This window comes from Pseudomonas entomophila (genome assembly GCF_018417595.1).
In the GTDB taxonomy this organism is placed as follows: Bacteria; Pseudomonadota; Gammaproteobacteria; order Pseudomonadales; family Pseudomonadaceae; genus Aquipseudomonas; species Aquipseudomonas entomophila_C.
The window spans coordinates 5,144,908-5,165,242 of sequence record NZ_CP070982.1 but is presented as its reverse complement, the minus strand read 5'-3'; the positions used below and the strand labels follow the sequence as shown (position 1 = coordinate 5,165,242).

Below are 20,335 nucleotides of genomic sequence, written 5' to 3'. Positions count from 1 at the left end.
TCACTGGGGCTTTCAGGCACGACCGGAACCAGGAGGCCCCGATGAACCTGCACCAGTTCGCTGAAACCCACGAAGTCACCAACCAGCCGCCGTCGCTGGACGGTGCCAATCTCTACCGCCTCGACCTGCCGCTGCAGGAGTGGTCGCGGCGTTTCGGTGCTGGCTGGGCCGAGTCCCGCATCGACGCATACGGTGCCCTGGCCGGTGGCCCGCTGATGGCCGCGGGGTTTCTCGCCAATGCGCACAAACCTGAGTTCAGCAGCCACGACCGCTATGGCCATCGCATCGACCTGGTTGAGTTTCATCCCGCCTACCATGAGCTGATGCGCACGGCTGTCGAACATGGCCTGCCGTCCCTGCCCTGGGCCGAGCCGCGCGCAGGTGCCCACGTGGCGCGCGCGTCGATGACCTACCTGCACAGCCAGGCCGAGGCCGGCACCGGTTGCCCGCTGACCATGACCTTCGCCGCCGTGCCGGCGCTGCGGTTGCAGCCGGAGTTGGCTGGCTACTGGTTGCCGAAGATCCTTGCCCGAGCGTACGACCCCCGCAACATTGGCGACCGGCACAAGGCCGGGGTCACCCTTGGCATGGCCATGACCGAGAAACAGGGGGGGACCGATGTGCGGGCCAACACCACCCGCGCCTACCCGGTGGGCGCGCCGGGCCCGGGCCAGCCCTACGAGCTGGTGGGGCACAAGTGGTTCTGCTCGGCGCCCATGTGCGACGCCTTCCTCACCCTGGCACAGACCGAAAAGGGCCTGAGCTGTTTCCTGCTGCCGCGCCACCGCCCCGACGACCAGCGCAACCAGTTCTATATCCAGCGCCTGAAGAACAAACTCGGCAACTGCTCCAACGCCTCCAGCGAAGTGGAGTTCCGTGGCGCCTTGGCGTGGATGATCGGCGAGGAGGGGCGGGGCGTGCCGACCATCATCGAGATGGTGGCCATGACCCGTTTCGACTGCATGGTCGGCTCCAGTGCGCTGATGCGCCAGGCCCTGACCCATGCGGCGCATCACTGCGCGCACCGCAAGGTCGGTGGCCGTGTGCTCAACGAGCAACCGTTGATGCAGAACGTGCTGGCCGACCTGGCGCTGGAGAGCGAGGCCGCGCTGGCCCTGAGCCTGCGCATGGGCCAGGCGCTGGATCAACTGGACGATCCGCAGCAGGCGCACTTCTCTCGGCTGGTGACGGCGGTGGGCAAGTACTGGATCTGCAAGCGGGCGCCGGGAATGATCAACGAAGCCGCCGAGTGCCTGGGGGGCGCTGGTTATGTCGAGGACAGCATCCTGCCACGGCTGTACCGCGAAGCACCGGTCAACTCCACCTGGGAGGGTTCGGGCAACGTGCAGTGCCTGGACGTGCTGCGAGCTTTGTCCAAGGAGCCGGGCGTGCTCGACGCGTTGTTCAGCGAACTGGGGGATGGCCATGGCGACGCGCGGCTGGCAGCGTTCATCGGCAACCTGAAAGGCGCCTTCGCCGACACCGGCGATATCCAGTACCGCGCACGCCAGCTGACCGAGGACATTGCCCTGGCGTTACAGGCCAAGCTGCTGCTCGAAGCGGGCAACGCGACGGTCAGCGATGCCTTCATCGGCAGCCGGTTGGGCGGCAGCGGCCGGGTGTATGGCGCGTTGCCGCGAGGCGTGGACGCAGCGGCACTGGTGGCGCGTGCGACACCGGTGTGGAACGGTGCATAGATCTCCTGTAGGAGCCGGCTTTGCCGGCGAAGAGGCCAGTGAGGCCGACACAGCACTGAGGCTTCCACAGGGATCGGGTGGCCGACATCCGGGGGTGTATTTACCCGTGAACGCAGGCAAGATGGCTGGCATGCATGTCCCTAAGACAGGAAGCCCAGCGTGAGCCAAGCGTTTGCAGTCGTTGCTACCCCCGAACAGGCCGTCGACCGTCTGGCGGCCTTGCATGAACAGGCCACCGGGGCCTTGAGCCAGGCCCTCAAGCGCTACCTCAAGGACCGCACCGAACCGACCGAGGCCGAGCGCGCGCTGTTCCGCTACCCGGCCCTGCGCCTCACCTACCACAGCCTGGGTGAAGTCGCCGCCACCACCCGCGCCTATGCCAAGGTCCAGGTGGCCGGTACCTACAGCGTCACCGTCACCCAGCCCGCGGCCTTCCGCAGTTACCTGCTGGAGCAACTGCGCCCGTTGATGCACGACTACACCGTGAGCGTGGAAGTGGGCGTCAGCGAGCAGAACATCCCGTACCCCTACGTGGTCGACCAGGGCGACGAACTGGCCGGCAGCGGCATCACCGCCGCGCAACTGGCGCGGGTGTTCCCCAGCACCGACCTGTCGGCGGCCACCGACAACATCGCCGACGGCTTGTGCGATTGGGAGAGCGCCGACACGCTGCCACTGGCGCTGTTCGACGCGGCCCGCGTGGACTTCTCCCTGCGCCGCCTGGTGCACTACACCGGCAGCGACTGGCGACATATGCAGCCGTGGATCCTGCTCACCAACTACCACCGTTATGTCGACCAGTTCATCGGCCACGGCCTGGAGCAGTTGCGCGAGGACCCGCGCTTCGTGCGCATGGTGTTGCCGGGCAACGTGATCATCGACAAAGGCATGGACCACGGCGAGGCCCAGGCGCTGGTTGCCAGCGTGGTCTGGCACCGCTACCAGATGCCGGCCTACCACCTGATCGCCGCCGATGGCGACGGCATCACCCTGGTCAACATCGGTGTCGGCCCCTCAAACGCCAAGAACATCACCGACCACCTGGCCGTGCTGCGCCCGCATTGCTGGCTGATGATCGGCCACTGTGGCGGCCTGCGCCAGTCGCAGACCATAGGCGACTATGTACTGGCCCACGCCTACATGCGCCGTGACGGCATCCTCGACCGCGTGGTGCCGCCAAACATCCCGATCCCGGCCCTGGCCGAAGTGCAACTGGCCCTGCAGGAGGCGGCGGCGCAGGTCACCGGCGAGCGTGGCGATCAGTTGAAGAAGCGCCTGCGCACCGGCACCGTGCTAACCTACGACGACCGCAACTGGGAGCTGCGCTGGGCCCAGGAGCGGCCGCTGATCAACCTGTCCCGCGCCGTGGCCGTGGACATGGAGAGCGGCACCATCGCCGCCCAGGGCTACCGTCTGCGTGTGCCGTACGGCACCTTGCTGTGCGTGTCCGACAAGCCGCTGCACAGCGAGATCAAGCTGCCGGGTTCGGCCAACGCGTTCTACAACCGCGCGGTCAGCCAGCACCTGAAGATCGGTATCGCCGCCCTCGACCTGCTGCGCACCGAGCTCAACTCGCTGCACTCGCGTAAACTGCGCAGTTTCGATGAGCCGCCGTTCCGCTGAGGATCCATGTCCCTGCCACCCCGCAACACACCGCGCCGTCCGACGGCGCGGCCTTCCGGCCCGCGTCGCCAGCCCAAGGCGCCGCCGGCCGAGCCTCGCCTGATCCTGTTCAACAAACCGTTCGACGTGCTCACACAGTTCAGCGACGGCGAGGGGCGTGCCACGCTCAAGGACTATATCGATATCCCCGGTATCTACCCGGCCGGACGGTTGGACCGCGATAGCGAAGGGCTGCTGCTGTTGACCAACGACGGGCGCCTGCAGGCGCGCATCGCCGACCCCAAGCACAAGCTGGCCAAGACTTACTGGGTGCAGGTCGAAGGTGAGCCGAACCAAGAGCAACTGCAACGTCTGCGCGAGGGGGTCGAACTCAATGACGGGCCGACTCTCCCGGCCGAGGCGCGTTTGCTCGATGAGCCCGAGCTGTGGCCGCGCAATCCACCGGTACGTTTTCGCAAGAGCGTGCCGACGGCCTGGTTGGAGTTGGTGATTCGTGAAGGGCGAAATCGCCAGGTGCGGCGGATGACGGCGGCGGTGGGGTTGCCGACCTTGCGCCTGGTGCGGGTGCGTATCGGCGACTGGACGATCGAGGGGCTGGAGCAGGGTTGCTGGCGGGAAGTGGCGGCGAAGCTGTGATATCCGAGCTATGCACGTACCCTGCAGGAGCGGCACAAGGCCGCTCCTGCAAGGGAGAGCGGGGGTTGCAAGGCGCCGCTACACCCCTTCGAGGAACCCCACCACCACGCTCTTGATGATGAATGCCAGCACCCCCAGGCCCAGCACAAAGAACAGGATCAGGGTGCCGAAGCGCCCCGCCTTGGATTTCTTCGCCAGGTCCCAGACGATGAAGCCCATGAAAGCGATCAGCACGGTGACCAGGACAATCATCATCCACTCTTCGAATACGGCGGGATCCATCAGTTCACTCCAGGCAGGCTGAGCACCCGATCATACGCCCTGCGCCGTGGGATTCAACGCAGATGGGTCAAGGGCAGCTCGGTGCTGGCCAGCACCTGGTTGAGCACGAAGCTCGAGCGCACGCTGGTCACGCCTTCGATGCGGGTCAGGCTGCCCAGCAGCAGTTTCTGGTAGTGATCCATGTCCGGCACCACCACCTTGAGCTGATAGTCGGCGTCCATTCCGGTGACCAGGCTGCATTCGAGCACCTGCGGCAGGCTGCGGATTGCCGCCTCGAAGGTCTCGAAGCGCTCGGGGGTGTGCCGGTCCATGCCGATCAGCACATAGGCGGTCAGGCTCAACCCAAGCTTCTTGCGGTCCAGCAGCGCCACCTGGCGCGAGATGTAGCCGTCGTCCTCGAGTTGCTTGACCCGACGCGAGCAAGGGGAGGGGGACAGGCCGATGCGCTCGGCCAGCTCCTGGTTGGAGATGCGCGCGTCACGCTGCAATTCGGCGAGGATGCTCAGGTCGTAGCGGTCGAGCTTGCTCATGGAAAAGGCCTTTTCTGTTCGGATTGCGATGAATTATCAATCCAGGGTGAAAAATTGCGCAAGTGCTATTTATCAGAGCAATCTTCGCAATCCCCTGCCGCACCATCCGGCCTATCTTTATCACCAGAATCACTGCCCGGACATCAGTCCACGGCGACGCGCCCCAGACGGGCGGTCGCGGCCGGCCATCCAACAGGATCCGCCAGGCCCCCGGGCTACGCACTGTCCAGAAGACGGCGCGAGGTGAGCCGGTGTCACAAGCGCCGAGCACGGACGACAATTCCCGAAGGGAGGCCGCAAGGCCTCCCTTTTTTATGCCTGCGATTTCATCTGTCTGGCCAGTCGCCACGGTAAACTGCGCAGCATGCAGTCATCCCGAGCGAGAGGAACAACATGAGGTCGCGCATCTGGCAGTTGGCAGGTGTTGGTTTGTTGGGCATGGGCTTGAGCCTGGGCGCTTTGGCCCAAGGGCCGGAGGATCCCAATGGCGGGCGCGGCTCGCCGCTCAATTCCCGTGACGAAGTGCGCCAGAGCCAGCCGCCGCGCCAGGGCTACTACCAGGATATCCCGCGTCGCCACGGCGACGACCGCTACTACGGGCAGCGGCCGGGCGGTGACTGGGCCGGCCGCCCGGATGGTCATGGCAATGGTTGGGGCCCGGGGCCGCAGTATCACCCCGGCCATAGCGTCGACCGTTTCCCGGACCGTTACTGGAAAGTGCCTTATCGTGGGCAGGACTACTTCTATTCCGGTGGCTATTGGTATCGACCCCATGGCGGCGGCTATGTGGTGGTCAGGCCGCCCTACGGCGTGAGAGTCGGCTACCTGCCGCCCTATGCCCGTGAAGTGTGGCAGGGGGGCGCGTTGTTCTTCCTGGTGGCCGACACCTACTACCAGTACCAGGCCGACAGTCGAGAGTACGTGGTGGTCAATCCGCCCACTACTGTGCCAGCGCCTGTCCAGCAGCCGTACAACGGTTATGACGTGATCGCCTACCCGGCCTATGGGCAGGGGCCGGAGCAGCAGGAGCAGGACCGCTACCAATGTCACCGCTGGGCGGTGAGCCAGACAGGCTTCGACCCTGCCACTGCGACCTACGCGCCACCGGCCAACGTGGCCGACAACTACCGGCGGGCGCTGGGCGCCTGCCTGAGTGGGCGAGGCTATAGCATCAACTGATTCCTGTAGGAGCGCCTTTAGCCGCGATGCAGGCCCTGCGGTGCCTGGCACCGGCCTTGCCGGTGTTCGCCAGCAAGGCTGGTTCCTACGGGGGAGGCTCTGCTCAGGCCGGGTCGGCATGCACCATCACATCCGCGCGCGGGTAACGCTCGCGGATGGCCTGCGAAGCTTGCACGCACAGTTCGTGGGCTTGATGCAGTGGCAGTTCCCCGGGCAGTTCAAGATGCAACTGAACGAACCACTGGCTGCCTGACACCCGTGTACGCAGGTCGTGCGCGCCTTTCACCCCGGGAATCGCCAGCACCACTTCGAGCATGCGTTCGCCGATATCAGCTGGCAGCTCCTGGTCCATCAGGATCGCCGTGCTCTCGCGGGCGATCTGGATCGCGCTCCAGAGGATGTAAAGGGCGATGCCCAGGCCGAACAGCGCATCCAACTGCGGCCAGCCGAAGCGCGCCAGCAACAGCGCCAGGAGGATGCTGCCGTTGAGCAGCAGGTCGGAGCGGTAGTGCAGGGAGTCGGCGCGCACCGCCGTGGAGCCGGTGAGGCGGATGACTTTGCGCTGGAAGGCCAGCAGCGCCAGGGTCAGCACCAGCGACAGCAGCATGACCACGATGCCGGCGGCGGTGTCGCCCAGCGGCTGTGGCGTTTGCAGGCGTTCCACTGCCTGCACCCCGATCAACACCGCGCTGACCGCGATGAACAGTGCCTGGGCCATGCCGGCCAGGGCTTCGGCCTTGCCGTGGCCGAAACGGTGGTCGTCGTCGGCCGGGCGCAACGCGTAGTGCACGGCGAGCAGGTTGAGGAACGAGGCCACGGCATCCAGTGCGGAGTCGGTCAGCCCGGCCAGCAGGCTCACCGAGCCGCTCAGCCACCAGGCCACGGCCTTGGCCAGTACCAGCAGGCTGGCCACTGTCAGCGAAGCGCGGGTGGCCAGGCGCAGCAGGCGCTTGTGTTCGGCGGTCGCGGTCATGCGCGTGTGTGCGTCCTTGAAAAAATCAGGCAGTCGGAACCAGGCCGTAGGCGGCCAGTTGCTCGACACTGCCACGGTGCTGGATCAAGCGCGGGTCGTTCAACGGCAGGCGCTGGCCCAGCTCGCTCTCGAGTATGGCCTGCAGCTTGACCTTGTCGACCTGGCCATTGGCGTTGATGGCGGGCTTGAGCTTTATCGGGTCGATGTGCGCGGTCTGGCCACCGGGGTAGTAGATGGCGCCGCTGGCGAAGTCGATGCCGAAGGCGATCAGGCCGGGGATGACGTAGAAGAGAATGCCGATGGCGTCCAGAGCCGCGACCACCGGGTCGATCTTGCCTTCGATCTGGCCGCGGCGGTCGGGGTAGAACAGGGTGCCGCAGGCCGTCAGCTGGGTCAGCAACGTGGCGATGAGCACGCCACCAATGACGCGGGAAGGGATGCGCATGTGAATCTCCGGAAAAGTAGGCACTACAAGGGGCGAAGGCTCGCGCCATCACCTGAAGCTAAGACCATGATAGGGCAGGCTCGGTTCGCCGTTATACTCGGACGATTGTTCGAGGACCACCATGAATTCATTACCGATCGATGCAGTACTGCCCGAACTGCGCCAGGCCCTGCGCCTGCACGACGAGGCGGTGCTCGAGGCGCCGCCCGGCGCCGGCAAGACCACCCGCGTACCCCTGGCGCTGCTGGACGAGCCATGGCTCGCCGGGCAGACCATCCTCATGCTCGAACCGCGCCGCCTGGCCGCGCGCGCTGCGGCCGAGCGGCTGGCTAGCGAGCTGGGTGAGGCCGTGGGCGACACAGTTGGCTACCGCATCAGATTGGACAGCAAGGTCGGGCCGAACACCCGCATCGAGGTGGTGACCGAGGGCATTCTCACCCGTCGCTTGCAGGCCGACCCTGCCCTGGAGGGGGTCGGGCTGCTGATCTTCGATGAATTCCATGAGCGTAGCCTCGACGCCGATCTGGCCCTGGCCCTGAGCCTCAATGGCCGCGCGCTGCTGCGTGACGAGCCGCCGCTGAAGATCCTGCTGATGTCGGCGACGCTGGAGGGCGAGCGCTTGTCGCGGCTGCTCGACGAGGCCCCGGTGGTCTGCAGCCAGGGGCGCATGCATCCGGTGGATATCCGCTGGAGCCGGCCATTCCAGCCTGGCGAATTCATCGAACCGCGGGTGGTCGATTGCGTACTGCAAACGCTGGCGGATGAAAGCGGCAGCTTGCTGGTGTTCCTCCCAGGCCAGGCCGAGATTCGCCGTGTTCAGCAGTCCCTGCAGGAGGCTTTGGGCGATCGCCCCGGCATCCTGCTTTGCCCGTTGCACGGCGAGCTCGACCTGAATGCCCAGCGCGCCGCCATCGAGCCGGCGCCCAAGGGGCAGCGCAAGGTTGTGCTGGCCACCAACATCGCCGAGACCAGCCTGACCATCGACGGTGTGCGCGTGGTGATCGATGCCGGTCTCGCCCGGGTGCCACGCTTCGACCCGGGCAGTGGCATGACCCGCCTGGACACCCAGCGTATTTCTCGCGCCAGCGCCACCCAGCGTGCCGGCCGGGCGGGGCGCCTGGAACCGGGCGTGTGCTACCGCCTGTGGTCCGAGGCGCAACACGAACAGCTGGCTGCGCACGGTAGCGCCGAGATCCTCCAGGCCGACCTGGCCGGGCTGGCCTTGCAACTGGCGCGCTGGGGCGTGCCACCGGAACAGCTGAGCTGGCTCGATCAACCACCGGCTGCCGCCTACGCCCAGGCCCAGGACCTGTTGGCGCGGCTCGGTGCTTTCAAGCCCGGCAGCCGCGATAACCTGAACGAGCATGGCCAGGCCATGGCCGGCTTGCCCGCGCACCCGCGTATCGCCCACCTGTTGCTACGCGGCCAGGACCTGGGGCTGGCCGACATGGCCTGTGACGTGGCTGCCTTGCTTGGCGAGCGCGATATCCTGCGCGGCGGCGGTGCCGACCTGCACACTCGCCTCGCCCTGCTGAGTGGCGAAACCCGCGCTAGCCGCGGCGGCCAGGGTGGTGTGCAACGCGCCCGCCAGTTGGCGCGCCAGTATCGCGGGCAATTGCGCGGCAAACCGCGAGCGACGGTGGCTGATCCCGACCACCCGCGCTGGCTTGGCGCGCTGCTGGCGCTGGCCTATCCGGACCGCGTGGCGCAGCAACGCCGCGAGGGTGGCGCCGAATACCGCCTGGCCAACGGCCGCGCGGCGATGTTCAGCGAAGTCGATGCGTTGATGAAATGCCCATGGTTGGTGATCGCCGACCTGGGCAGCCGCCAGGGCCAGCGCGAGGAGCGCATCTACCTGGCCGCCGACTTCGATCCATTGCTGTTCGAAGATGTGCTGTCCGAGCAGGTCGAATGCCTCGACCTGCTCGATTGGGACGAGCGCGAACAGGTACTGCGCGCCGAACGCCAGCGCAAGGTTGGCGAACTGGTGCTCAGCCGCGAACCCCTGACTGGCCTGGACGATGACACCCGCGCGAAGGCGTTGCTGGGGCTGGTGCGGCGCAAAGGCCTGAACCTGCTGACCTGGACGCCCGAACTGCGCCAGTGGCAGGCCCGTGTTGCCCTGTTGCGCCAGCTCGACCTGCAACAGCAGGGCGTGAGCGAATGGCCGGACCTTGGCGACGAAGCGCTGCTGGCCAGCCTTGAAGACTGGCTGCAGCCGTACCTGGGCAAGGTCTCGCGACTGAGCCATTTCGCCGCCCTGGACCTGCCGTCGCTGCTGCGCAACCTGCTGCCCTGGCCGCTGCCCCAGCGCCTGGAGGAGCTCGCCCCCTCGCACTTGGCGGTCCCGTCGGGCTCGAGCATCCGTCTGGACTACAGCGAGCAGCCGCCAATCCTCGCCGTGCGCCTGCAGGAACTGTTCGGCCTGGCCGACACGCCGCGCATCGCCAATGGCCGCCAGCAGGTCAAGCTGCACCTGCTGTCGCCGGCGCGCCGGCCTGTGCAGGTCACCCAGGACCTGGCCAACTTCTGGCGCACGACGTATGCCGAGGTGAAGAAGGACTTGAAGGGACGCTACCCCAAGCACTACTGGCCGGACGACCCGCTGGTGGCCGAGGCCACGGCGCGGGCCAAGCCGAGGGGCACCTGATGCCGCTCAGGCGCCGGCTTCGCCTTCGAGCAACATGAACAGGCGATACAGCACCACGGTACTGAACAGCTGGAGGAAACCGCTCAAGCTGTCCAGCACCAGCTGTACACCCGGCTGCGGCTCGGGGAACGCGGTCAGCAGCAGGCCGTCGATCAGCCACAGCGGGGCCAGCACCGAGAGCATGCAGACCATGATGCGCAGGAAGTGCCCGGTGGTCATGCGTGCGCTGGTGCGCATCGACTCGATCACCGGCAGGCCGCGCAGTACCAGCAGGTACTCGGCGAACACCAGGTTCACCATGATCCACACACCCGGGAAGATGAACAGCGCCAGGCCCGCCATGATCAGCAGCGAGCTGATCAGGATCAGCAGGGCCAAGGCCGGCCACAGTTGCACGGCGCGGGCGAACAGGTCGCGCTTGGCGATCGCCTGGCCGTTGCTGCGGGTGTCGAGGTAGAGGATCAGCGCGGCGCTGTACAGCGGGTAGAACAGCAGGCTGACCAGCATGCCGTAGGCGGGTGAGGCCTGTTCGCCCAGTTGGTGGTAGAGCAGTTGGGTGCACAGGGCCTCGAGCACCACCAATGGCAGGCACAGCTGGAGGATGCTCGTCAGGTGACGGCGGAAGAAGTACAGGGAGTCGCGCAGAACGCTCAGCGGATTCATCGGTCAACATCGCATGGCAGAAAAAGCAGGGCATCACTTTAGCCCAGACCGCCCGCTTGCTGAAAAAAGTTTCATGGCCCCGTTAATTGAATCGCAGCGCCCGGCCCCCCATCTTTGACGCTGTCCGATGTCCTGTTCCGCGCACGAGGTTGCCCTGATGAACACTGAAGAACAAACCCTGATCGACGGCCTGTTCAGCCGTCTCAAGCAAGCCGAGGATCCCGCCCAGCCACGTGATGCCCAGGCCCAGGCGCATATCGAGGAGCGCCTGCGCCAGCAACCGGCGGCGCCGTACTACATGGCCCAGGCGATCCTGGTTCAGGAAGCGGCGATCAAGCGCCTGGACGAGCAGAACAAACAGCTGGAGGCCGACCTCAAGCAGGCCCGCGCGCAGCTCGAGGCGACCCGTTCGAGCAGCAACAGCGGCGGTGGCGGTTTTCTCTCCAGCATCTTCGGTGCAGGCGCACGCAACCCGGCGCCGGAGCCTCAACGCTCGGTCGCGCCGCCGCCATCTTCCGGCGGTGGTTGGCGCGAACCGGCGCCACAGGCCTATGCCCAGCCCCAGTCGCAACCTGGCTTCGGCGCGGCGCCTGCGCCGGCCCGCAGCGGTGCCAGCAGTTTCCTCGGTGGCGCGATGCAGACCGCTGCCGGTGTTGCCGGGGGCGTGTTGCTGGCCCAGGGCATCAGCAGCCTGTTCAATCACAACTCGCAGCCTGAGCAGATCGTCGAGGTGATCAAGGAAGAACCGGCCAGCGACCACGGCGGCTGGAACGACCAGGACGGCCAGCGCCAGGTGGCCGACAACAGCGGTTGGGGCAACGACCAGGGGGGGGATGCCGACACCGACTACGGCAACGACGATGGCGGCTTCTTCTCGGACGACGACACCTTCGTCTGAACGGTCTGGCATACTCGTTGGCATCCAGGGGCGCGTTGCGCCCCGTTCACGGCGCAAGGCCGCTCCTGCAGGCATCACACCGCCTGTGTAGGAGCGGCCTTGTGCCGCGATGGGCTGAGCAGCAGCCCCTCTCACGCATTCAACGAGGTGCCCTGGCTTGAAGAAGATCGCGCTGTTCGCCGATGTGCAGAACCTCTACTACACCGTGCGCCAGGTCCACGGTTGCCACTTCAACTACACCACGCTGTGGGCCGAAGTCAGCCGCGAAGGCCAGATCGTCGAGGCAGTGGCTTATGCGATCGACCGCGGCGACAGCAAGCAGCAACAGTTCCAGCAGATCCTGCGCAACCTCGGTTTCGAGGTGCGCCTCAAACCCTATATTCAGCGCGCCGATGGCTCGGCCAAGGGCGACTGGGATGTGGGCATCACCCTTGATGTGATCGAAGCGGCGGAGCGGGTCGACCAGGTGGTGCTGGCCTCGGGTGACGGCGATTTCGACCTGTTGCTGGAGCGGGCGGCAAAGCGTCATGGGGTCGAGACCGTGGTGTATGGCGTGCCGGGGCTCACGGCGCTGTCGTTGATTCGCTCGGCCAGTCGCTATGTGCCTATCGAGGGCAAGTTGCTTCTGCGTCACTGACGCGCGTTGTCAGGGTTTTCTGGGGTTGGCTTCCAGGTGTGCCAGCGGCACCCGGCGCTCCACTGCGCTCGACAACACGATCGAGGTCTTGCTGAACCCCAACTGCGACACCCGATTGATCAGCGCCTCCAGCTCCCCCATCGAGGCCACCGCCGCCTGCATGATCACGCAGGGGTCGCCGGTGACCCGGTGGCATTCGATCAGTTCGGGGATGCGGGTCAGGGCGTCGTAGGCCTGCTGGTTGCCATGGCTGGCCAGGCGCAGCTCGATCACGCATTGGATCGGCAGGCCGATCTTCTCCAGGTCGACCTTGGCCGTGTAGCCACTGATCACTCCGCTGGCCTCAAGTTTGGCAACCCGCTCGGCGACTGCGGGGGCGGAAAGATTCACCTGACGCGCCAGCTGGGCGTAGGTGGCGCGGCCGTTCTCCAGTAAGGCGGCGAGCAGCATGCGGTCGTACTTGTCCATGGCGTTTCCTGGTGGCTTTGCAATCAACGGTGAGGGTTGCGAAATACCGTTCATAGCAAAGTGTTCGGGTGAATTAAACGTGTTTTGTAACTTATGTTTGGCCGGTGCCCTTTCTAAACTAGGCCACCTGTAAACGGATTTCGAGCCCAACACCATGCCTGCCTCCCGTCGTTTCCCGCTGTTGCTTGTCGGTGCCTTCCTTGCCCTGTACCTGGTCTGGGGTTCGACCTACCTGGTCATCCGCATTGGTGTGGAGTCGTGGCCACCGATGCTGATGGCGGGTGTGCGCTTCGTTATCGCGGGCTGCTTGCTGTATGGCTTCCTGCGCTGGCGTGGCGTGCCCGCACCGACCTGGCCGCAATGGCGGGCGGCGGGGGCGATCGGCTTTTTGCTGCTCAGCTGCGGCAACGGTGGCGTGACCCTGGCCGAGCACGCGGGTGTGGCCTCGGGCGTGGCGGCCCTGGCGGTGGCGACCGTGCCGCTGTTTACCCTGGTGTTCGGGTTGATGTTCGGCCACCGCAACTCGCGTCTGGAATGGGCGGGGATCGCCCTTGGGCTGGTCGGTATCGGCATGTTGAACATGGGGTCGAACCTGCAGGCCAGCCCCATGGGCGCGGCGCTGATCCTGTTCGCGGCGGCGGCCTGGGCTTTTGGCTCGGTGTGGAGCAAGAACCTGCCCCTGCCCCAAGGGGCCATGGCCAGTGCTGCCGAGATGCTGGTAGGGGGTGTCGTGCTGCTGATCGCCAGCGCCCTGAGCGGTGAGCGCATGACGCAAATGCCCACCGCCGCCGGTTGGGGTGCGTTGGCCTACCTGGTGTTCTTCGGTTCGATCCTGGCGTTCAGCGCGTACATGTACCTGCTCAAGCACGTACGCCCGGCGGCGGCTACCAGCTATGCCTACGTCAACCCGGCCGTGGCGGTGCTGCTGGGGATTGTCTTCGCGGGCGAGCAGATTGGCGCCGAGGAGTGCGTGGCGATGGCGGTGATCATCGGCGCGGTGGTGCTGATCGGCTTGCCGCAGTGGCGCAAGGCACCGGAACAGCCAGCGGGCTTGAAGGAAGAAATGTGCAAGTAGCGGCTATTGCCTAAAAAACAAGGCCTGCTGTAGGAGCGGATTCATCCGCGAATGGGCCGCGAAGCGGCCCCCGGAGCTTAAAGGCTACGCGCGCTGAAGGTGTCGCACTGGTTCAGGTCGCCACTGGAGAACCCCGCCTTGAACCAGCGCACCCGCTGCTGCGAGGTGCCATGGGTGAACGAGTCCGGCACCACGCGGCCCTGGCCCTGCTGCTGCAGGCGATCATCGCCAATGGCGTTGGCGGCATTGAGTGCCTCTTCCACATCCCCGGGCTCGAGCCAGTTCAGGCGCTTTTGCGCCTGGTAGGCCCAGACGCCAGCCAGGCAGTCGGCCTGTAGCTCCTGGCGCACCAGCAAGCCGTTGTCACCCTCCATGCGCTGGCCATTGCGTCGGGCCGCGTCGACCTTGGCCGAAACCCCGAGCAACGTCTGAACGTGGTGGCCGATCTCGTGGGCGATCACATAGGCCTGGGCGAAGTCGCCGGCGGCGCGGAAGCGGGTCTCCATCTCACGGAAGAAGGTCATGTCCAGGTACACGCGCTGGTCACCCGGGCAGTAGAACGGCCCGACCGCCGATGAGGCGAAGCCGCAGGCAGAGTTGACCTGGCCGCTGAACAGCACCAGCTTGGGGTCGCGGTATTGCTTGCCAGCCTGGGCGAACAGGGCTTTCCAGGTGTCCTCGGTGTCGCCGAGGATCGAGGCGACGAACTCGGCCTGCTCGTCGTTGGCCGGTGGCGCCTTGCTGCCTACATTGGCCGGCGCGCTCTGCTGCTGGTCCATCTGCCCGGCGAGTTGGCCGAGGATCTGCAAGGGGTCCTGCCCGGTCAGCCAGCCGATACCGACGATCAGCAGGATGGCGCCCAACCCCAGGCCCTTGCCGCCACCGAAGCGCATTCCGCCGCCGCCACCCCCTTCGCCGCGGGCATCGACCACGTTGTCGCTGCGTCGACCTTTTCGCCATTCCATGTACTGCTCTCCGGTTTGTGAAACATGAAGTCAAAGATTAGCCCAGCGCCGCACAGGCTGGTGCTTTGCATGATCAGGCATAACCAAATGGTTATGCCTATGACCCTGAAAATCAATATTCATCACCACGAGCCTGCCGGAAACTGCAAGTCCGCCTGCCACACCCAGGCGTTCGACAATTCCAAGAGAGGAAACCGGCATGCCCGCCCAGGACACCAGCCGCTTCGTGATCCGTGATCGCAACTGGCACCCCAAAGCCTTCACCCCCGACTACAAGACCTCGGTGGCACGTTCCCCGCGCCAGGCGCTGGTCAGCATCCCGCAGTCGATCAGTGAAACCACCGGCCCGGACTTTTCCCACCTGCGTTTCGGCGAACATGACCACGATCTGCTGCTGAACTTCAATCATGGCGGCTTGCCGGTGGGTGAGCGCATCATCGTGGCCGGGCGGGTGGTCGACCAGTACGGCAAGCCGGTCCCCCATACGCTGGTGGAAATGTGGCAGGCCAATGCCGGTGGCCGCTATCGCCACAAGAACGATCGCTACCTGGCCCCGCTGGACCCGAACTTCGGTGGCGTCGGCCGTTGCCTGACGGATCGCGACGGCTACTACAGCTTCCGCACCATCAAGCCCGGCCCTTACCCATGGCGCAACGGCCCCAACGACTGGCGCCCGGCACATATCCACTTCTCCATCAGCGGGCCGTCGATCGCCACCAAGCTGGTCACCCAGCTGTACTTCGAGGGTGATCCGTTGATTCCGCTGTGCCCGATCGTCAAGTCGATCGCCAACCCCGATGCGGTCGAGCGGCTGATCGCCAAGCTCGACATGAGCAACGCCAACCCGATGGATTGCCTGGCCTACCGCTTCGACATCGTCCTGCGCGGCCAGCGCCAGACCCACTTCGAAAACCGCTGAGGAGTTCCGCCATGCCTATCGAATTGCTGCCGGAAACGCCCTCGCAGACCGCCGGCCCCTACGTGCACATCGGCCTCGCCCTGGAGGCGGCCGGCAACCCGACCCGCGACCAGGAGATCTGGAGTCGCCTGGCCAAGCCCGATGCGCCGGGCGAGCACATCGTGCTGGTCGGCCAGGTCTACGACGGTAACGGCCACCTGGTGCGCGATTCGTTCCTGGAAGTGTGGCAGGCCGATGCCGATGGCCTCTACCAGGACGCGTACAACCACGAGAGCGCTTTCAACAGCTTCGGCCGCACCGCCACCACGTTCGACGCCGGGGAGTGGACCCTGCACACGGTGAAGCCGGGCGTGGTGAACAATGCCGCGGGCGTGCCCATGGCGCCTCACGTCAACATCAGCCTGTTCGCCCGGGGGATCAACATCCACCTGCACACACGGTTGTACTTCGACGATGAGGGCGAGGCGAACGCCAGGTGCCCGGTGCTCAACCTGATCGAGCAGCCACAGCGGCGGGAGACATTGATCGCTCGGCGTTGCGAAGTGGAGGGGAAGACGGCGTATCGGTTCGATATCCGTATTCAAGGGGAAGGCGAGACGGTGTTCTTCGACTTCTGATGCAGCCCCGATCCCTGCAGGAGCCAGCTAGCTGGCGAACCTTCGCCGGGGGGGCATGGTTCGCCGGCAAGCCGGCTCCTACGGGAACACTCAGCCTTTGACCGGCTTCAGGTCGAAGGCGTCCGCCTGGTATTGGAACAACAAGCAGTCGGCCGCCGCCGTGCAGCCACTCTCATGGACCAGGTTCGCCGGCAACTTGTAGTAGGCACCGGCCGGGTACTCGACGCGCTTACCATCGATCACCGCATAGAACGTGCCGCTCAACACCACGGTCGGCAGTGTCTGGCTGTGGGTGTGCAGGCCATTGTCGGTGCCCTTGCGGAACTGCACATAGGCCGAGTACGGGCCTTTGCCGAACAGGTCGCCTTCGACATTGGCGTAGCGCACCGCGCCTTGCGTGCCCGAGACTTCCTGCCATTGCAGGGTGGCGCTGTCGGGTACCGAGACGCGATGTTCGCCTGCCGCGATAGCGGTGCCGGCAAGGCCAGCCAGGGTCAGGCCTGCGATCATCAGTTTCAGTGCTTTCATGGGAGGCTCCTTCGCCAGGTAAAAGGTGGAGCGAAGGTTAGTCAATCATTGAAAGCACAAATACGCCAATCTAATGCCATGACTTGTGCAATAAAAGCACATATCAAGTTTGCCAGCGTGGCGTGTCGTAGTAAGCCTGCACAAAGTCGAGCAGGGCGCGCACCTTCGGCGCCAGGTAACGGCTTTGCGGATAGAGGGCATACAGTGCGCGCGAGGGGAGTGACCACCCTTCAAGTACCGGTATCAGGCGCCCGTCGCGCAGGGCGTCGTGCACGATGAAACGGTCGAAGCTGGCGATCCCCAGGCCACCGATGGCGGCTGCGCGCAGGGCCATCGGCGAGTTGGCGCTCAGTCGCCGGGGCATGACCACATCAGCCGTCTCCCCATCTGGCCCGCGAAGTTGCAGGCGCTGCGGATGCAGCAGTTGGCTGTAGCCAAGCAGTGGATGCGCAGCGAGGGCGTCGGGCGTGCTGGGGTAGCCGTGGCGTTCAAGGTAGGCGGGTGCGGCCACCAGCAGTACCTCGCTGGTGGCGAGCTTGCGTGCCACCAGGCTGGAGTCGGGCAGGTGGCCGGTCACGCGCAGGCAGACATCGATGTCCTCTTCCAGCAGGTCGACAAAACGATCGCTGCAGTTGAGCTCGATCTGCAGGCGCTGGTGACGCTCGACGAAGTCCGGCAGCCAACGGCCCAGCTCCAGTTCACCGAACGCGGTCGCCACACCCAGGCGCAGGGTGCCGGTGGGTTGTTGCTGGTGCTCGGACAACTCCAGGGTCATCGCCTGCATCTGCTCGAGGATCTGCACGCAGTGGCGATAGAACAGCGCGCCGGCTTCGGTCAGTTGCAGGCGCCGGGTGGTGCGGTTGAGCAGTTGCGTGCCGAGGTGGCGCTCGAGGTTCTTGACCTGGCGCGACAGCACGGTGTGGGATAGCCCCGCCTGCGTGGCGGCGGCGCTGAAACTACCGAGGTCGACGACCCGGCGGAAGGTCTGCATGGCACTGAACTGGTCCATCGGCACATCACTCCTTGCAGCGAGCGGCGGGGCCGTTGCGGCCCCGCCCGGTCGCGGGTCAGCGCCGAACCAGCAGCACCCCGCTTTCCATGTGGTGGGTGTAGGGGAACTGGTCGAACAGGGCGCAGCGCTCGATACGGTGGGTATCCTGCAGCTGGGCGATGTTCTGCGCCAGGGTCTGCGGGTTGCAGGAGATGTACAGGATGCGCTCGAAGCGCCGGGTCAGCTCGCAGGTGTCCGGGTCCATGCCGGCGCGCGGCGGGTCGACGAACACGGTGCCGAAGTCGTAGCTTTTCAGGTCGATGCCTTCCAGGCGGCGGAACGGGCGAACCTCGTTCAGCGCCTGGGTCAGTTCCTCGGCCGACAGGCGCACCAGGCGCACGTTGTCGATACCGTTCTCGTCGAGGTTGTGCAGGGCTGCGTTGACCGAGGTCTTGCTGATCTCGGTGGCCAGCACCTGGCGCGCACGGGTGGCCAGCGGCAGGGTGAAGTTGCCGTTGCCGCAGTACAGCTCGAGCAGGTCGTCGTCACGCGTGCCCATGGCCTCGAAGGCCCAGCCGAGCATCTTCTGGTTCACCGCGCCGTTGGGCTGGGTGAAGGCGCCTTCGGGCTGGCGGTAGCTGAAGGTACGGCCGGCGATGTCGAGGCTCTCCACCGCGTAGTCACGGCCGATCACCACGCGCTTGCCCTTGGAACGGCCGATCACACTGACGTTCAGGTCGCTGGCCAGGTGCTGCGCGGCGGCTTCCCAGGCGTCGTCCAGCGGGCGGTGGTAGCACAAGGTGACCATCGCATCACCGGCCAGGGTGGTGAGGAACTCCACCTGGAACAGGCGGTTGTTCAGGTCCTCGTTGCCCTGCCAAGCGGCTTTCAGGCGCGGCATCAGGTCATTGATGCGCTGGCTGGCAATGGGGAAGTCGTCGATCAGGATCGCCTTGTGCTTTTCGCCCGGGGCGAACATCGCATAGTGGCGCTGGCCACCCTCGCGCCACAGGCGAAACTCGGCGCGCAGGCGGTAGTGTTCGCGCGGCGAGTCGAACACTGCCGGCTCCGGCGCGCCGAACGGTGCCAGCAGCTCGCGCAGGCGGGCGGCCTTGGCCGCCAGCTGCGCGTCATATTGCGAGGGATCGAAGACAGCACTCATGCGTTGAACCAGCCCAGCTTGATGACGAACAGGATCGACAGGATCACCAACGCCGGGTTCAGGTCGCGGTGACGACCGGAGATCAGCTTGATGGCGGTCCAGGCGATGAAACCGAAGGCGATGCCGTTGGCGATCGAGTAGGTCAGCGGCATGGCCAGGGCGGTCACCACCACCGGCGCGGCTTCGGTGACATCGTCCCAGTTGATCTCGGCCAGGCCCGAGGCCATCAGCACGGCGACGAACAGCAGCGCCGGGGCGGTGGCGAAGGCCGGCACGCTGCCGGCCAGCGGGGCGAAGAACAGCGCCAGCAGGAACAGGATCGCGACCACGATGGCGGTCAGGCCGGTGCGGCCTCCGGCGCTCACGCCCGCGGCCGATTCGATGTAGCTGGTGGTGGTCGAGGTGCCCAGCAGCGAGCCGGCCATGGCGGCGGTGCTGTCGGCGATCAGGGCGCGGCCCATTTTCGGCATGTGGCCGTCCTTGCCCATCAGGCCGGCGCGCTTGGCCACGCCGATCAGGGTGCCGGAGTTGTCGAACAGGTCGACGAACAGGAAGGCGAAGATCACGCTGATCAGGCCCACGTCGAGGGCGCCGGCGATGTCCAGTTGCAGGAAGGTCGGGGCCAGCGATGGTGGCATCGACACCACGCCGCCGAACGGGGTGACGCCCAGGGCAATCGAGGCGACGGTCACGGCGAGGATGCCGATCAGCACGGCGCCACGCACCTTCATCGCCTCGAGGGCGACGATCAGGAAGAAGCCCAGGGTGGCGAGGATCGGCGCCGGTTGCTTGAGGTCGCCAAGGCCCACCAGGGTCGCCTGGTTATCGACGACGATGCCGGCGTTATGCAGGGCGATCAGCGCCAGGAACAGGCCGATACCGGCGGCAATGGCCGAGCGCAGCGGCAGCGGGATGCTGTTCACGATCCACTCGCGGATGCGGAAGATCGACAGCAGGAAGAACAGCACCGCGGAGAGGAACACCGCGCCCAATGCCACCTGCCAGGTGTGGCCCATGTGCAGGACCACGGTGTAGGTGAAGAAGGCGTTCAGGCCCATGCCCGGCGCCAGGGCGATCGGGTAGTTGGCGATGATGCCCATGGTCACCGAGCCGATGGCCGCGGCCAGGCAGGTGGCGACGAAGATCGCGCCCTTGTCCATGCCGGTCTCGCCGAGGATGCTCGGGTTGACGAACAGGATGTAGGCCATGGCCAGGAAGGTGGTGACGCCCGCGAGAATCTCGGTGCGCACGTTGGTGTTGTGTGCTCTTAGTTGAAACAGCCTTTCCAGCATGCCTGCTCCCCAGGGCGCCCTCGCGCCGTGAATGTATCGACCCCAACAGCAAAGCACAGACCGTACCGGATGCCGTGGTTTTGTGTGGGGCGGAAAAAAGCCGCG

21 protein-coding genes are annotated in these 20,335 nt (G+C 65.8%); 10 read left to right on the top strand and 11 right to left on the bottom strand.

Going from position 1 to position 20,335, the window contains the following annotated elements:
• The first annotated feature begins 41 nt into the window (after window positions 1-41).
• From JYG34_RS22650 to JYG34_RS22640, 3 genes are all read left to right on the top strand, one after another.
• Entirely contained in the window at window positions 42-1,697 is a 1,656-nt protein-coding gene (locus tag JYG34_RS22650) for an acyl-CoA dehydrogenase family protein (RefSeq protein ID WP_213658423.1), read from the top strand.
• 159 nt (window positions 1,698-1,856) lie between these two features.
• Window positions 1,857-3,320, top strand: coding sequence for an AMP nucleosidase (amn, locus tag JYG34_RS22645; protein ID WP_213658422.1), 1,464 nt, complete (start codon window positions 1,857-1,859; stop codon window positions 3,318-3,320).
• Between the two features lie 6 nt (window positions 3,321-3,326).
• A complete protein-coding gene (locus tag JYG34_RS22640; RefSeq protein WP_249746192.1) occupies window positions 3,327-3,956 on the top strand; it encodes a pseudouridine synthase in 630 nt (209 codons plus the stop codon).
• A 78-nt stretch (window positions 3,957-4,034) separates the two neighbouring features.
• On the opposite strand, the gene JYG34_RS22635 is transcribed toward JYG34_RS22640, so the two are convergent.
• Both JYG34_RS22635 and JYG34_RS22630 read right to left on the bottom strand, forming a co-directional pair.
• The gene (locus tag JYG34_RS22635) at window positions 4,035-4,238 is read right to left on the bottom strand and encodes a DUF2788 domain-containing protein (RefSeq protein ID WP_011535816.1); all 204 of its coding nucleotides are present in this window, start codon (window positions 4,236-4,238) and stop codon (window positions 4,035-4,037) included.
• Window positions 4,239-4,291: 53 nt separating this feature from the next.
• A complete protein-coding gene (locus tag JYG34_RS22630) occupies window positions 4,292-4,768 on the bottom strand; it encodes an Lrp/AsnC family transcriptional regulator (RefSeq protein ID WP_011535815.1) in 477 nt (158 codons plus the stop codon).
• 393 nt (window positions 4,769-5,161) lie between these two features.
• Here JYG34_RS22630 and JYG34_RS22625 point away from each other — a divergent pair, with 393 nt between their 5' ends.
• Complete coding sequence (locus tag JYG34_RS22625) at window positions 5,162-5,947, top strand: DUF6515 family protein (protein WP_213658421.1); 786 nt, start codon at window positions 5,162-5,164, stop codon at window positions 5,945-5,947.
• 103 nt (window positions 5,948-6,050) lie between these two features.
• On the opposite strand, the gene JYG34_RS22620 is transcribed toward JYG34_RS22625, so the two are convergent.
• Together JYG34_RS22620 and JYG34_RS22615 are read right to left on the bottom strand one after the other, a co-directional pair.
• A complete protein-coding gene (locus JYG34_RS22620; RefSeq protein WP_213658420.1) occupies window positions 6,051-6,920 on the bottom strand; it encodes a cation diffusion facilitator family transporter in 870 nt (289 codons plus the stop codon).
• A 25-nt stretch (window positions 6,921-6,945) separates the two neighbouring features.
• Complete coding sequence (locus JYG34_RS22615) at window positions 6,946-7,365, bottom strand: polyribonucleotide nucleotidyltransferase (protein ID WP_213658419.1); 420 nt, start codon at window positions 7,363-7,365, stop codon at window positions 6,946-6,948.
• Window positions 7,366-7,486: 121 nt separating this feature from the next.
• On the opposite strand from JYG34_RS22615, the gene hrpB reads away from it, so the two are divergent.
• Entirely contained in the window at window positions 7,487-10,015 is a 2,529-nt protein-coding gene (hrpB, locus tag JYG34_RS22610; protein WP_213658418.1) for an ATP-dependent helicase HrpB, read from the top strand.
• 6 nt (window positions 10,016-10,021) lie between these two features.
• Here hrpB and JYG34_RS22605 read toward each other — a convergent pair whose 3' ends face one another.
• Complete coding sequence (locus JYG34_RS22605) at window positions 10,022-10,678, bottom strand: YciC family protein (protein ID WP_213658417.1); 657 nt, start codon at window positions 10,676-10,678, stop codon at window positions 10,022-10,024.
• Between the two features lie 157 nt (window positions 10,679-10,835).
• Between JYG34_RS22605 and JYG34_RS22600 the strand changes: the two genes are divergently transcribed.
• Both JYG34_RS22600 and JYG34_RS22595 read left to right on the top strand, forming a co-directional pair.
• Window positions 10,836-11,576, top strand: a complete 741-nt coding sequence (locus JYG34_RS22600; protein WP_213658416.1) for a DUF2076 domain-containing protein — start codon at window positions 10,836-10,838, stop codon at window positions 11,574-11,576.
• A 157-nt stretch (window positions 11,577-11,733) separates the two neighbouring features.
• Window positions 11,734-12,213 (top strand): NYN domain-containing protein, encoded by a 480-nt coding sequence (locus JYG34_RS22595; protein WP_044488490.1) that lies wholly within the window; start codon window positions 11,734-11,736, stop codon window positions 12,211-12,213.
• 9 nt (window positions 12,214-12,222) lie between these two features.
• Here JYG34_RS22595 and JYG34_RS22590 read toward each other — a convergent pair whose 3' ends face one another.
• Window positions 12,223-12,681, bottom strand: a complete 459-nt coding sequence (locus tag JYG34_RS22590; protein ID WP_213658415.1) for an Lrp/AsnC family transcriptional regulator — start codon at window positions 12,679-12,681, stop codon at window positions 12,223-12,225.
• A 154-nt stretch (window positions 12,682-12,835) separates the two neighbouring features.
• On the opposite strand from JYG34_RS22590, the gene yedA reads away from it, so the two are divergent.
• Complete coding sequence (gene yedA / locus JYG34_RS22585) at window positions 12,836-13,756, top strand: drug/metabolite exporter YedA (protein ID WP_213658414.1); 921 nt, start codon at window positions 12,836-12,838, stop codon at window positions 13,754-13,756.
• 77 nt (window positions 13,757-13,833) lie between these two features.
• Here the strand turns inward: yedA and ypfJ are convergent, their stop codons facing one another.
• On the bottom strand, window positions 13,834-14,721 hold the full coding sequence (gene ypfJ / locus JYG34_RS22580; RefSeq protein WP_213658413.1) for a KPN_02809 family neutral zinc metallopeptidase: 888 nt from the start codon (window positions 14,719-14,721) through the stop codon (window positions 13,834-13,836).
• A 199-nt stretch (window positions 14,722-14,920) separates the two neighbouring features.
• On the opposite strand from ypfJ, the gene pcaH reads away from it, so the two are divergent.
• Together pcaH and pcaG are read left to right on the top strand one after the other, a co-directional pair.
• Complete coding sequence (gene pcaH, locus JYG34_RS22575; protein ID WP_213658412.1) at window positions 14,921-15,640, top strand: protocatechuate 3,4-dioxygenase subunit beta; 720 nt, start codon at window positions 14,921-14,923, stop codon at window positions 15,638-15,640.
• A gap of 11 nt (window positions 15,641-15,651) precedes the next feature.
• A complete protein-coding gene (gene pcaG, locus JYG34_RS22570) occupies window positions 15,652-16,257 on the top strand; it encodes a protocatechuate 3,4-dioxygenase subunit alpha (protein ID WP_213658411.1) in 606 nt (201 codons plus the stop codon).
• A 90-nt stretch (window positions 16,258-16,347) separates the two neighbouring features.
• Here the strand turns inward: pcaG and JYG34_RS22565 are convergent, their stop codons facing one another.
• The 4 genes from JYG34_RS22565 to JYG34_RS22550 form a co-directional block, all read right to left on the bottom strand.
• Window positions 16,348-16,785 (bottom strand): cupin domain-containing protein, encoded by a 438-nt coding sequence (locus JYG34_RS22565; protein WP_213658410.1) that lies wholly within the window; start codon window positions 16,783-16,785, stop codon window positions 16,348-16,350.
• 103 nt (window positions 16,786-16,888) lie between these two features.
• Window positions 16,889-17,794, bottom strand: coding sequence for a LysR family transcriptional regulator (locus JYG34_RS22560; protein WP_213658409.1), 906 nt, complete (start codon window positions 17,792-17,794; stop codon window positions 16,889-16,891).
• A gap of 58 nt (window positions 17,795-17,852) precedes the next feature.
• On the bottom strand, window positions 17,853-18,938 hold the full coding sequence (gene trmA / locus JYG34_RS22555) for a tRNA (uridine(54)-C5)-methyltransferase TrmA (RefSeq protein ID WP_213658408.1): 1,086 nt from the start codon (window positions 18,936-18,938) through the stop codon (window positions 17,853-17,855).
• Window positions 18,935-20,230 (bottom strand): NCS2 family permease, encoded by a 1,296-nt coding sequence (locus tag JYG34_RS22550; protein WP_213658407.1) that lies wholly within the window; start codon window positions 20,228-20,230, stop codon window positions 18,935-18,937. The genes trmA and JYG34_RS22550 overlap by 4 nt, the downstream gene beginning before the upstream one ends.
• Window positions 20,231-20,335: the final 105 nt, after the last annotated feature.